Raw genomic sequence first — 12,001 nt, 5'->3', positions numbered from 1 at the left:
CTGCCTTTACGCAACTACTTCCAGCAGACCAGACAGTAATTTTTCTTCCCGCGGCGCAGTAAGGTATAGCGACCAAACAGGCGATCGCCTGCGCCGAAGACATACTCCGGGTCGGCCTGCTTTTCACCGTTGATGGTCACCGCGTTGGAGGCGATGGTTTTACGCGCCTGACCGCGGGACGGCTGCAGCTCGGAATCCACCAGCGCCTGCACCAGGTCGGCGCCCTGCGCCATTTCAATCATCGGCACGCCATCCTGCGCCAGCTGCTCGAAGTCCGCTTCGCTCAGCCTCGCTCAGATTGCCGTTAAACAGGCTCTCGGTAATACGTTTGGCGGCGATCAGACCCTCTTCGCCGTGCACCAGGCGCGTCACCAGCTCCGCCAGCACGTACTGCGCGCGCGGGGCCTTACCGCTGTTTTTATCTTCTTCCTCAAGGGCGTTGATCTCGGCAATGTCCATAAAGGTGAAGAACTTGAGGAAGCGATAAACGTCGGCATCCGCGGTGTTGATCCAGAACTGGTAGAATTTGTACGGACTGGTTTTCTTCGGATCCAGCCATACCGCGCCGCCTTCGGTTTTACCGAACTTGGTGCCGTCGGCTTTGGTGATCAGCGGAACGGTCAGACCAAAGACCTGGTTCTGATGCAGACGACGGGTCAGGTCGATACCGGAGGTAATGTTACCCCACTGATCGGAACCGCCGATTTGCAGCGCCACGCCATGCAGCTTGTTCAGACACGCGAAGTCGTAACCCTGCAGCAGGTTATAGGAGAACTCGGTAAAGGAGATGCCCTGATCGTCACGGTTGAGACGCTGCTTAACCGCTTCTTTGTTGATCATCTGATTGACGGAGAAATGCTTGCCGATATCACGCAGGAAGGTCAGCACGTTCATGCCGCCAAACCAGTCGTAGTTATTCGCGGCAATGGCCGAATTGTCGCCGCAATCGAAGTCGAGGAAAGGCGCGACCTGTTTGCGAATTTTATCCACCCACTCCTGCACGGTGTCTTCGGTGTTCAGTTTACGCTCGGCGGCTTTAAAGCTCGGGTCACCAATCAGACCGGTCGCGCCACCCACCAGCGCCACAGGCTTATGGCCTGCCTGCTGGAAGCGTTTCAGGCATAACAATGGAACAAGATGCCCCAAGTGCAAGCTGTCGGCGGTAGGATCGAAGCCGCAATAGAGCGCGATCGGGCCTTGCGCCAGTCGCTCTGCTAACGCTTCCTCGTCCGTCACCTGGGCTACCAGCCCCCGCTCTTGCAATTGTTTAATCAAGTTACTGCTTGCCATCAAATTCTCCATGTATAAACGACTGCACCTTTGCCGGTACACGACTTTTCGCCAGACGCGAAAAAATACGACACAAAATAATTCAGGCTGCATCAAAGCGGCAGGCACGAATAACCTCTGGCGCCTACGCGGGTAGGCTACCGGAGCGGCCGGCTACTATACAGCGTGAAAAATGAAGCCTATAGAATAAAGCGCCGGGGAACGTTGTACCAGCGCTTAAACCAACATTTTGCGCCCTTTATGGCGCCAGGCGGTCGATTTGCCAGCCTTCGTTTTGCCGCTGGTACAGAAAACGATCGTGCAGGCGATGTTCGCCCCCCTGCCAGAACTCCATCTGTTCGATGCTGACACGGAACCCGCCCCAGAAGCTCGGCAGCGGCACTTCGCCCTGCTGGAACTTTTGCTTCAGCTCAAGGAATTTACTTTCAAGGATACCGCGAGCAGAAATGCGGCTCGACTGCTGAGAGACCCAGGCGCCGATCTGGCTATCGCGCGGGCGGCTATGGAAGTACTTCACCACTTCCAGCGTCGACAGGCGTTCAGCTTTGCCGGTTACCATCACCTGACGCTCCAGCATATGCCACGGAAACAGCAGGCTGAGGCGGGGATTTTTTTCGATCTGATGCGCCTTGCGGCTGCCGAGGTTGGTGTAAAACACCAGCCCCTTTTCGTCATAGTGCTTTAGCAGCACGATGCGCTGGTAGGGCTGACCGCTGTCATCAACGGTGGCCACCACCATCGCCGTGGGGTCGGCCAGTCGGGCATCGCAGGCCTGGCGGAGCCAGCGCTCAAACAGCACCAGCGGTTCGGCGGGAAGATCGTGGCGACGCAGGCCACCACGGGTATACTCTCGGCGCAGATGCGCGATTTGCTGCAATTCGTCGTTGTCTGACATGGCAATTGAGAAAATAGTCATCGGGTGGCGTCATTGTGCGCCCCCGGGCCAGAAATCTCAACGTTTGGCGGCTGGCAGCTGGCAGTTTTCCAGCACGATGCGGTCGTGCTTGTAGACGGTTGCGCTGTCGCCCTTTGACCAGAAGACGTAAACGCCGTCGGTATAGCGTGCCCCCGACGCCGATAGTCCCTGCTGCAGGTTCAGCTGCTGGTTATCGTAGATGAAGCTCACCTGCTGGCGGGCGTTATTGAGATGAACGGTCAGCGGTTTCTGATCGCACTGATACTCCAGCGTATCGGTCTGCATGCGCTCAACAAACTGGTGGTAATAGCTGCAGCCTGCGAGCATAAAAGGTATCGCTGCGATAAGGATTTTTTTCATTCGTTTGCCTTCGACTTTCCCGGTCCAGGAGGGTTTACCCCTCCGCTTACTGCATCCAGTCTACCGGTTAATAAAATAGAGCGAATTCAGTTAACTCTGATTCTGCGGCGCGTTAGCCGGGAAAATGGCGCCCAGGATGGAGGCTTCTGCGGCGCCGGTCACCGACGGCAGGTTGCCCGGCAGCCCGGAAATGGTGCGCCACGCCAGCCACGCAAAGGCCAGCGCCTCCATATCGTCACCGCTGATCCCCGCCGCGTCGGTGGTAGAGACCTCCGTACCCGGCAGCAGCGCCGCCAGCCGCGCCATCAGCAGCGGATTGCGGGCCCCGCCGCCGCACACCAGCAGCCGCTCGCAGCCGCCGCTGAGCAGCACCTGTTCGCCAATCGTCACCGCGGTCAGCTCCGTCAGGGTGGTCTGCACGTCCTGCGCGCTAACGCCGGGATAGCGCGCCAGATGCCGCTCCAGCCAACCATAGTTGAAATATTCGCGCCCGGTACTCTTCGGCGCGGGCAGCGCGAACCACGGATCGCTGAGCATATCCTGCAGCAGCGGCAGAAGCACCCTGCCTTCGCTGGCCCACTGCGCGTCTTTATCGTACGGCTTGCCGCACTGACGCCAGATCCACGCGTCCATCAGCATATTGCCCGGGCCGGTGTCGTAGCCGCGCACCGGCAGGCCGGGCGCCAGCAGCGAGAGATTGGCGATGCCGCCAACGTTGAGCACCATCCTGCGCTCGACCGGGTGCGCCAGCAGCGCGTGGTGGAAGGCCGGAACCAGCGGCGCGCCCTGGCCGCCAAGAGCCATATCGCGACGGCGGAAATCCCCCACCACCGTGATGCCGGTATGGGCGGCGATCTGGTTATTGTCGCCGATCTGCAATGTGTTAGGCGCATCGCCCATTGGCTCGTGCCACACCGTCTGACCGTGACAGCCAATGGCAACAATATCCGACGCCTGTAAATTCTCCTGACGCATTAGCGCCTTTACCGCATCGGAAAACAGCCGCCCCAGGCGCGTATCAAGCTGCCCTAGCTGCGATAAGGTGAGCGACTGTCCCTGACAGATGGCCAGAATCTCTTCTTTTATTGCAATAGGGATGGGATAGGTCAGGCTGGCCTGCTGGGCCACAATACTTTCGTTAATTACCGCCAGAACCACGTCGATGCCATCCAGGCTGGTGCCGGACATTACGCCAATAAAGCGACCTGATTTCATACGCCTTCCTTCATTCCATGACTCTCGTATAGCGACACTCCATCATAAAGACGAGGTCATTGCTATGGGACAATAATTTTTTAACACTAAAACGGATAAACCTTAAATCATTCCGGCTGTCAGATAATCAGGTTTTAGCCGCTTTCGGCCGCGCCAAAGCCTGAGCAGAGCAGCCCGAAGCCTCAGCGTTATAAACGCGGCGCTGCGCGTAAAGCGCTTACGTTTAGCTGCGGTTAAGGCGTTTTTGCTTATTATTTTTCATATTGTCCATGCGGAAGCTATGCCAGCTGGCACTTATATGCCATATAATTGACCACATGGAAGTTCAACAGAACGCTATTTGGTGAAGGAGATTCATAAATGATTTTACGTGTTTTGGCTGTCTCGATGATTGGTTTTACTCTTGCTGGCTGCGTGAGCAGCAGCGGCCTTTCCGGTGATGTTTACTCCGCATCCCAAGCCAAACAGGTCCAGAGCGTCACTTACGGTACCATCGTTCATACCCGCGCGGTGCAGATCCAGGGCGGTGATGACAGCAATGCCATCGGCGCTATCGGCGGCGCAGTTCTGGGTGGATTCCTCGGTAATACCATCGGCGGCGGCACCGGCCGCTCGCTGGCAACGGCAGCAGGCGCAGTTGCGGGCGGCGTAGCCGGCCAGGGCGTGCAGGGCGCAATGAATAAAACCCAGGGCGTTGAGCTGGAAATCCGTAAGGATGACGGCAACACCATTCTGGTGGTCCAGAAACAGGGCAGCACTCCGTTCTCCGTTGGCCAGCGCGTCGCGATTGCCGGCAGCGGCAGCCAGGTCACCGTGTCCCCGCGTTAATATTCTTTCATGCGGCCTTTCGGGGCCGCATTATTTCATCAGAATACCAACTTCATAAATACAGCCAATTAAACGGCGGCCGCCGCTAATATAAACCGCGCAGTTAACCGCCGGTCTTTGCCTCTCCGCAATTGCTATCACTTCGGGCCTTGCATTATTACCGCGAGTTCGTTAGCCACGCGCAATGAAATCCGCTAGCGCAGAGCGTTTTTATTGGCGTGTCGTTGGCGGTCGCCAGACCGCTGAGGGATGCGGCGATATATGAAACGAAAAACGGCGGACGCAACCGCATCGTCGTGCGGCTGTAGAAGATGAAAGGCCTTGAGGGATCAAGGCCCCGGACAGGTTAATCTTTTGCCTGGAGGTCCAGAATATTGTGCTCCAGCTTGCGGATCAAACCGAGCAGCATTTCAACCTCTTGCCTCGAGACGCCGGACAGAATTTCATCGCGCGTTTTGCTGATAACCTCTTCCATCTCGTTGATCAGCGGCTCCGCTTTTTCCGTCAGCCGAATACGCTTCGCCCGCCGGTCGTTGGCGCAGGTCTGGCGAGAAATGAGACCTTTCTCCTCCAGCTGATCCAGCGTACGCACCAGCGAAGGCTGCTCAATGCCGATAGCTTTCGCCAGTTGAATCTGCGACTGCTCAGGCGGCAACTGATGGATGTTATGCAGCGTGACCCAGTGCGTCTGCGTTAACTCCAGAGGTTTCAGGCGATGGTCGATCAGCGCGCGCCAGACGCGCACTAAACGTGCCAGATCAGAACCCAGTGGCGATTCCAATTTCATCTCCTTATAATTAGCTTGCTAAGTTATTATGCTGATTTTAGAATAGTGTGCAGCATTTAAATAATCAAAACAAATGAATTACCTGATTCACTAATATGAAAACAATGATTTACAATGCAAATAATAGCATTACCTGACATTCTCCCTGCAACGGCAAAGGATTTTTGCTTGTGAAACTGAGTCTTAACGCTTGCGGATTGTCGCTCCAGGACCTGGTGTTTGGCGCTTCTATCTATTTCCCTCCCCTGTTTAAAGCCGTCCTGCTGGGATTCTTTCTCTGGCTGGTGCTTCACCGTCAGCTGCGCGACTGGATGTACGCCGGCGATATCTGGCACCCGCTGCTGATGGATCTCTCCCTGTTTGCGCTTTCAGTGTGTCTGGCGCTGGTTCTGTTGACCGTCTGGTAATGTTGACTCGATGAAAAAAATAAAATACTTCTCAACCCTGTTGATCGCGGCGCTGGCGATTATTGCCGCCTGGCTGGTCTGGAACTACTACACCCAATCGCCGTGGACCCGCGACGGCAAGGTGCGCGCCGAGCAGGTCGGCGTCACGCCTCAGGTCTCCGGCAGCATCCTGCGGCTCAACGTCCGCGATAATCAGCTGGTGAAAGCCGGAGACGTGCTGTTTAAGATCGATGACACCCCCTATCGAATTGCCTTACTCGACGCTCAGGCGCAGCTGGCCAAAACCCGCGCCGACCTGGCGAAGGCCAGGGTGGAACAGGCGAAAGCCGCCAGTGACGCCGCCCGCCGCCGAAATCTGTCGCGCAACGTGATTTCCGCCGAAGATCTGGAAAGCGCCGGCACCGCGCTGAATACCGCCAACGCGGTCCTCGAAGCGGCCAAAGCCCTAGTGGGCGTGGCGCAGGCCAGTCTTGAACACGCCCAGTGGCAGCTGGATCAGACCGCGATAAAGGCGCCGGTTGACGGCTGGGTCACCAATCTCTCGACCCGCGTGGGCGACTACGCCTCGGTTGGCCGCCCCCTGTTCGCGCTCGTTGACAGCCATTCGTTCTACGTCATCGGCTATTTTGAAGAAACCAAACTGCGCCATATCCGCGCCGGCGACAGCGCCGAGGTTATTCTGTATAGCAGCCAGCAAAAGTTACAAGGTCACGTCTCCAGCATCGGCCGAGCCATCGTTGACCAGAGCGTTGAAAGCGGCGCCGGGCTGGTGGCGGATATTAAACCGAATATTCCGTGGGTACGTCTGGCCCAGCGGGTACCGGTACGCATCGAGCTGACCGGTCTGCCGCCGGAGATCACGCTTATCTCCGGTACCACCTGCACCGTTTCTATCGGCCGACCATAGTGAAGGTGCAGGCCCTGACGTGGCGCGCGCTTCCGTGGGTTAAGGCCAGCCGGGCGCAGTGGCGGTACGCGCTGCGCAACGGTATTGCCATGTGCCTGGCGCTGAGCGTCGCCTATTGGCTGAACCTGGACGAGCCCTACTGGGCGATGACCTCAGCGGCGGTGGTCAGCTTTCCGACGGTCGGCGGCGTGATCAGCAAGAGCTTCGGCCGCATCGCCGGCAGCCTGCTCGGCGCCTGCGCCGCTCTGCTATTAGCCGGCCATACCCTGAACGATCCGTGGCTGTTCTTATTCAGCATCTCGGCATGGATCGCGCTCTGCACCTGGGCCTGCGCGATGTACACCAATAACGTGGCCTACGCTTTCCAGCTTGCCGGCTATACCTGCGCTATTATCGCCTTCCCGGTGATCAACGTTACCGACGCCAACGAGCTGTGGACCATTGCCCAGTCGCGCGTTTGCGAAGTCATCATTGGGATCCTTTGCGGCGGGGTCATGATGATGATCCTGCCCAGCACCTCCGACGGCACCACGCTTCTGACGGCGTTAAAAAACATGCACGCGCGCCTGCTGGAGCATGCCAGCCTGCTGTGGGTGCCGGAAACCACCGATGCGATTCGCACCGCCCACGAAAGCGTTATTGGCCAGATCCTGACCATGAACCTGCTGCGTATTCAGGCCTTCTGGAGCCACTACCGCTTCCGCCGACAGAACCCGCTGCTGAACTATTTGCTGCATCAGCAGCTGCGCATGACCAGCGTCATCTCCAGCCAGCGCCGAATGCTGCTCAACTGGCCCGATGCGCCGCCCAATACCCGCGCGGTGCTGGAGACGCTGCTGAGCGAGCTGGCCAGCCCGCGCGCCGATCTCTACTCCGTCGCCCGCATTATCGCCCCGCTGGCGCCCGGAGCCGCTGCCGACTACCGGCATCTGGCCTTCTGGATGCGCCTGCGCTACTTCTGCCGCCTCTATCTGCAGAGCAGCCGCTGGATAGCGCGGGTGGAGAACGCGACGGCGGTAACCGAATTCAACGTTCCTTCGGCGCCCGCGCTGGCCCGCCACACCGATCAGGCGGAAGCGCTGTGGAACGGCGTGCGAACCTTCTGCGCGCTGGTGATGGTCGGGGCCTGGAGCATCAGCACCCAGTGGCAGTCCAGCGCCGCCGCGCTCACCCTCGCCGCTATCTGCTGCGTACTCTATTCCGTCTCGCCCTCGCCGTTTAAATCGCTGACGCTGCTGATGCGCACGCTGGTGCTGCTCTCGCTGTTCAGCTTCGTGGTGAAATTCGGCCTGATGGTGCAGATAACCGATTTATGGCAGTTCCTGCTGTTTCTCTTTCCACTGCTCACCACCATGCAGCTGCTCAAGCTGCAAATGACAAAGCTGGCGGGTCTGTGGGGGCAGCTGATCGTTTTTATGGGTTCGTTTATTTCGGTAACCAATCCGCCGGTCTACGACTTTGCCGCATTCCTTAACGATAACCTGGGAAAAATCATAGGCGTAGGCCTTGCCTGGCTTGCCTTCGCGGTGATAAGCCCGGGCTCGGATGCGCGCAAGAGCCGTCGTCACATCAAGGCGTTACGCCGTCACTTTGTCGATCAGCTGAGTCGCCATCCGCAGCACAGCGAGCACGAGTTTGAGTCTCTGGTTTATCACCATATCAGCCAACTGAGTAACAGCCAGGATGCCCTGGCGCGCCGCTGGCTGCTGCGCTGGGGGGTTGTGCTGCTTAACTGTTCGCACGTGGTGTGGCAGCTTCGGGAGTGGGAAACCCGCTCCGATCCGCTCTCTCAGGTGCGCGATCTGTGTATCAGCCTGCTGCGGGATGTGATGAGCGAGCGCGGCGTGCAGCAGCGGCCGCTGGCGTCAACGCTGCAGGAGCTGCAGCGCATTTGCGACGCGCTGAGTCACCACCATCAGCCGGCGGCGAAGGAGCTGGCGGCGGTTATCTGGCGCCTCTACTGCGCGCTGTCGCAGCTGGAGCAGGCCCCGGTCGCCGGAACGATAGAAGAACGAACGACGTGAGGCGTTGGCGCTGAAAGAAAAAACCCGGAGAGCGGCGCTGGCCGTATCCGGTTTTTTTGCGGCGCAGCACACGAACGCCGGTAGCGCCTTTGCGTCGCTTACGGGACGTCGTATCCCAGCGCGGCTTTGCGGATGCGGAACCACTGCTGACGGGACATATTCAGCTTTTCCGCCACCAGCGCGGAGCGGACGCGTTCAATCTTGCCGGAGCCAATAATCGGCAGCGGCTGCGACGGCAGGCGCAGGATCCACGCGTAGACCACCTGCTCGATGCTTTCGGCGTTCAGCTCCCGGGCAACCTGAGCCAGCTCATCGCGCAGCGGCTGGAAGCTTTCATCATTAAACAGACGACCGCCGCCCAGGCAGGACCACGCCATCGGCCTGATCCGCAGCTGCTGCAGCTGATCCAGGGTGCCGTCAAGCAGCAGCGGCTGATGCACCGGCGAAATTTCCACCTGGTTAGTCGACAGCGTAAACGGCAGACGCGATTGCAGCAGGGTAAACTGGGCCGGCGTGAAGTTAGAAACGCCGAAGTGGCGCACCTTGCCGTCGTGGTGCAGCGCGAGGAAGGCTTCCGCCACCTCATCGGCATTCATCAGCGGATCCGGGCGATGAATCAGCAGCAAATCGAGATGGTCGGTAGCCAGATTACGCAGCGACTGCTCGGCGCTGAGCACGATATGGTCGCGATCGGTAATGTAGTGCCCGATGGTGTTTTCCGCCCGCGCCTTCGTGGCAATGCCGCATTTGCTGACAATTTCCATCCGGCTACGCAGATGCGGAGCCAGCTTCAGCGCTTCGCCAAACGTCGCCTCACAGCGATAGTCGCCGTAAATATCTGCATGATCGACGGTTGTGACGCCAAGATCGAGGTGCTGCTCAATAAAGCCGACCAGCTCTTTTGCGGACATATTCCAGTCCATCAAACGCCAGTAGCCCATAACAAAACGCGAGAATTCCGGCCCCTGCGGGGCCATAGCAATACGCTGAACCATAACAACATCCTCAACAAAAAAGTGCTTTGAGTATACCCATTTTTGCCATTAAAACAGTGAAGGTTGCTGCGGTTGTTCCGCGATTTCTGCCTTAGCCGCGCGTAATTTGCGCAACAGGCGCTGGCGACACAGCCGCAGGACCTCCTGCTTTTGGACGTCGCTCATCGTCTGCCAGGCTGAAGCGCTCCTCGCGGCTGCGTAAACAGCCGCGACAGTAGCCGCGTTCATCCGACTGACAAATTCCCCGGCACGGACTTGGTACCGGGAAAAACTCCAGTCTGCTCTGCCACCTCACGCCTCCGATCGCCTCTTTCTCTCTTTCATTGAAGACGTTTCACCCGCGGTTGGCAACTTTTGTTGCTTGGCCGCCGCGCCGCGCGGCATTTAAATTTATCGCTTGCATTAGACCAATCGGTCTACTACAGTGAGCGCCATGAACAAACATAGCGAATGCGATACCCGCGAACATATCCTGGCCACCGGCGAACAGTTGTGCATGCACCGCGGCTTTACCGGCATGGGCCTGAGCGAACTGCTGAAAACGGCGGAAGTGCCGAAGGGCTCTTTCTATCACTATTTTCGCTCAAAGGAAGCTTACGGGGTTGCGCTGCTGGAACATCACTACGCCGGCTATCTGCAGCGTCTGATGGCGCATTTCGCCCACGGCGAAGGCAACTATCGCGATCGCCTGCTGGCCTACTATCAGCATACGCTGACTCAGTTCTGCCAGCAGGGCATTATCAGCGGCTGCCTGACGGTGAAGCTATCGGCGGAAGTTTGCGATCTGTCGGAGTCGATGCGCGCCGAGATGGATAAAGGCGCCAGCCAGATTATTACCCTGCTTGGCGAAGCGCTGGACAAGGGGTGCCAGGAAGGCAGCCTGGTCTTCAGCGGCGACGCGTTAACCCTGTCGCAGGTGCTCTACTCCCTGTGGCTGGGCGCCAACCTGCAGGCCAAGATTACGCGCAGCGCAACGCCGCTGGAAAGCGCCCTTGCCCATGCCAAAAGTATTATTGCCGCGCCTGGCGTTTAACAGGCGTTTTTATTTAACGAATTGCAAGACGACCGGTCTACTCAGGAGTCATTATGTCCGAATCAAAATTGTTTACCCCGTTAAAAGTGGGTGCGGTCACCGTACCTAACCGCGTGTTTATGGCTCCGTTGACCCGCCTGCGCAGCATCGAACCCGGCGATATCCCTACCCCGCTGATGGCCGAATACTACCGTCAACGCGCCAGCTCGGGACTGATTATTTCAGAAGCGACGCAGATCTCCGCCCAGGCTAAAGGCTATGCCGGCGCCCCGGGCCTGCACAGCCCGGAACAGATCGCGGCCTGGCAGAAAATCACCGCCGGCGTTCACGCCGAAGCGGGGCATATTGCCGTACAGCTGTGGCATACCGGCCGTATCTCGCATAGCAGCCTGCAGCCGGGCGGCGCGGCGCCGGTTGCGCCATCCGCAATCAGCGCCGGCACCCGTACCTCGCTGCGCGATGAGAACGGCCACGCCGTGCGCGCCGACACCTCCATGCCGCGTGCGCTGGAGCTCGATGAGATCCCGGGGATCGTCGACGATTTCCGCCAGGCGGTAGGCAACGCGCGCGACGCCGGCTTCGATCTGGTTGAACTGCACTCGGCCCACGGCTACCTGTTGCACCAGTTCCTCTCCCCGACCTCTAACCATCGTAGCGATCGGTACGGCGGCAGCGTTGAAAACCGCGCTCGCCTGGTGCTGGAAGTGGTGGATGCGGTCAGTAAAGAGTGGAGCGCCGATCGCATCGGTATCCGCGTATCGCCAATCGGCAGCTTCCAGAATGTCGACAACGGTCCGAATGAAGAAGCCGACGCCCTGTATCTGATTGAAGAGCTGGCTAAACGCGGTATCGCCTACCTGCACATGTCCGAGCCGGACTGGGCCGGCGGCCAGCCGTACAGCGATGAGTTCCGCCAGAAGGTGCGCGCGCGCTTCCCGGGCGCGATTATCGGCGCAGGCGCCTATACGGTTGAAAAAGCCAACGATCTGATCAGCAAAGGCCTGATTGACGCCGTTGCTTTCGGCCGCGATTTTATCGCCAACCCGGATCTGGTCGCTCGCCTGAAACATAAAGCGGCCCTGAACCCGCAGCGTCCTGAGAGCTTCTACGGCGGCGGCGCGGAAGGCTATACCGATTACCCTACGCTGTAATTCCCTCTTTTATCGCGACAAAACAATAGCGGCGGAGTACCCGCCGCTATTTTGCGTTTATTCGCTTTCAGTCCGCGCTCAATCCGCC

11 protein-coding genes and 2 pseudogenes are annotated in these 12,001 nt (G+C 58.6%); 6 read left to right on the top strand and 7 right to left on the bottom strand.

What is annotated here, in order from left to right:
• Positions 1-14: 14 nt before the first annotated feature.
• From tyrS to anmK, 4 genes and pseudogenes are all read right to left on the bottom strand, one after another.
• Positions 15-1,290 (bottom strand): annotated as a pseudogene (gene tyrS / locus ABOC21_RS11090) (tyrosine--tRNA ligase).
• Positions 1,291-1,528: 238 nt separating this feature from the next.
• On the bottom strand, positions 1,529-2,185 hold the full coding sequence (gene pdxH / locus ABOC21_RS11085) for a pyridoxamine 5'-phosphate oxidase (protein ID WP_426815467.1): 657 nt from the start codon (positions 2,183-2,185) through the stop codon (positions 1,529-1,531).
• Positions 2,186-2,242: 57 nt separating this feature from the next.
• The gene (gene mliC, locus ABOC21_RS11080; protein WP_426814566.1) at positions 2,243-2,566 is read right to left on the bottom strand and encodes a C-type lysozyme inhibitor; all 324 of its coding nucleotides are present in this window, start codon (positions 2,564-2,566) and stop codon (positions 2,243-2,245) included.
• Positions 2,567-2,656: 90 nt separating this feature from the next.
• Positions 2,657-3,781: an anhydro-N-acetylmuramic acid kinase gene (gene anmK / locus ABOC21_RS11075; RefSeq protein WP_426814565.1), complete on the bottom strand. Its 1,125-nt coding sequence runs from the start codon at positions 3,779-3,781 to the stop codon at positions 2,657-2,659.
• A gap of 360 nt (positions 3,782-4,141) precedes the next feature.
• On the opposite strand from anmK, the gene slyB reads away from it, so the two are divergent.
• Positions 4,142-4,609 carry an outer membrane lipoprotein SlyB gene (slyB, locus tag ABOC21_RS11070; protein WP_426814564.1) on the top strand — a complete coding sequence of 156 codons (468 nt, stop codon included), beginning with the start codon at positions 4,142-4,144 and terminating at the stop codon, positions 4,607-4,609.
• 346 nt (positions 4,610-4,955) lie between these two features.
• Here slyB and slyA read toward each other — a convergent pair whose 3' ends face one another.
• Positions 4,956-5,396: a transcriptional regulator SlyA gene (gene slyA, locus ABOC21_RS11065; RefSeq protein ID WP_426814563.1), complete on the bottom strand. Its 441-nt coding sequence runs from the start codon at positions 5,394-5,396 to the stop codon at positions 4,956-4,958.
• A 170-nt stretch (positions 5,397-5,566) separates the two neighbouring features.
• Between slyA and ABOC21_RS11060 the strand changes: the two genes are divergently transcribed.
• From ABOC21_RS11060 to ABOC21_RS11050, 3 genes are read left to right on the top strand one after another with little or no spacing between them, the layout of a single operon-like run.
• Entirely contained in the window at positions 5,567-5,803 is a 237-nt protein-coding gene (locus tag ABOC21_RS11060; RefSeq protein WP_045858559.1) for a DUF1656 domain-containing protein, read from the top strand.
• A 10-nt stretch (positions 5,804-5,813) separates the two neighbouring features.
• On the top strand, positions 5,814-6,710 hold the full coding sequence (locus ABOC21_RS11055) for an efflux RND transporter periplasmic adaptor subunit (protein WP_426814562.1): 897 nt from the start codon (positions 5,814-5,816) through the stop codon (positions 6,708-6,710).
• A complete protein-coding gene (locus ABOC21_RS11050) occupies positions 6,710-8,734 on the top strand; it encodes an FUSC family protein (protein ID WP_426814561.1) in 2,025 nt (674 codons plus the stop codon). The genes ABOC21_RS11055 and ABOC21_RS11050 overlap by 1 nt, the downstream gene beginning before the upstream one ends.
• Before the next feature lie 98 nt (positions 8,735-8,832).
• Here the strand turns inward: ABOC21_RS11050 and ABOC21_RS11045 are convergent, their stop codons facing one another.
• A complete protein-coding gene (locus ABOC21_RS11045) occupies positions 8,833-9,729 on the bottom strand; it encodes an aldo/keto reductase (RefSeq protein ID WP_426814560.1) in 897 nt (298 codons plus the stop codon).
• Between the two features lie 48 nt (positions 9,730-9,777).
• A pseudogene (locus ABOC21_RS11040) lies at positions 9,778-10,024 on the bottom strand (DUF1289 domain-containing protein).
• Positions 10,025-10,162: 138 nt separating this feature from the next.
• On the opposite strand from ABOC21_RS11040, the gene ABOC21_RS11035 reads away from it, so the two are divergent.
• Together ABOC21_RS11035 and ABOC21_RS11030 are read left to right on the top strand one after the other, a co-directional pair.
• On the top strand, positions 10,163-10,762 hold the full coding sequence (locus ABOC21_RS11035) for a TetR/AcrR family transcriptional regulator (RefSeq protein WP_426814559.1): 600 nt from the start codon (positions 10,163-10,165) through the stop codon (positions 10,760-10,762).
• A gap of 53 nt (positions 10,763-10,815) precedes the next feature.
• On the top strand, positions 10,816-11,913 hold the full coding sequence (locus ABOC21_RS11030) for an alkene reductase (protein WP_426814558.1): 1,098 nt from the start codon (positions 10,816-10,818) through the stop codon (positions 11,911-11,913).
• Positions 11,914-12,001 lie beyond the last annotated feature (88 nt).

Source organism: Klebsiella sp. WOUb02, assembly GCF_050058015.1.
Taxonomy (GTDB): Bacteria; Pseudomonadota; Gammaproteobacteria; order Enterobacterales; family Enterobacteriaceae; genus Klebsiella.
The sequence above is the reverse complement of the archived record's forward strand: the minus strand, read 5'-3'. Positions and strand labels throughout refer to the sequence as shown.

Bases quoted from the DNA above. Each gene is read 5' to 3' on its own strand.
- anmK (WP_426814565.1), bottom strand. From the start codon at position 3,781: ATGAAATCAGGTCGCTTTATTGGCGTAATGTCCGGCACCAGCCTGGAT.
- slyB (WP_426814564.1), top strand. From the start codon at position 4,142: ATGATTTTACGTGTTTTGGCTGTCTCGATGATTGGTTTTACTCTTGCT.
- ABOC21_RS11055 (WP_426814562.1), top strand. From the start codon at position 5,814: ATGAAAAAAATAAAATACTTCTCAACCCTGTTGATCGCGGCGCTGGCG.
- ABOC21_RS11030 (WP_426814558.1), top strand. From the start codon at position 10,816: ATGTCCGAATCAAAATTGTTTACCCCGTTAAAAGTGGGTGCGGTCACC.
- slyA (WP_426814563.1), bottom strand. From the start codon at position 5,396: ATGAAATTGGAATCGCCACTGGGTTCTGATCTGGCACGTTTAGTGCGC.
- pdxH (WP_426815467.1), bottom strand. From the start codon at position 2,185: ATGTCAGACAACGACGAATTGCAGCAAATCGCGCATCTGCGCCGAGAG.
- ABOC21_RS11035 (WP_426814559.1), top strand. From the start codon at position 10,163: ATGAACAAACATAGCGAATGCGATACCCGCGAACATATCCTGGCCACC.
- mliC (WP_426814566.1), bottom strand. From the start codon at position 2,566: ATGAAAAAAATCCTTATCGCAGCGATACCTTTTATGCTCGCAGGCTGC.
- ABOC21_RS11045 (WP_426814560.1), bottom strand. From the start codon at position 9,729: ATGGTTCAGCGTATTGCTATGGCCCCGCAGGGGCCGGAATTCTCGCGT.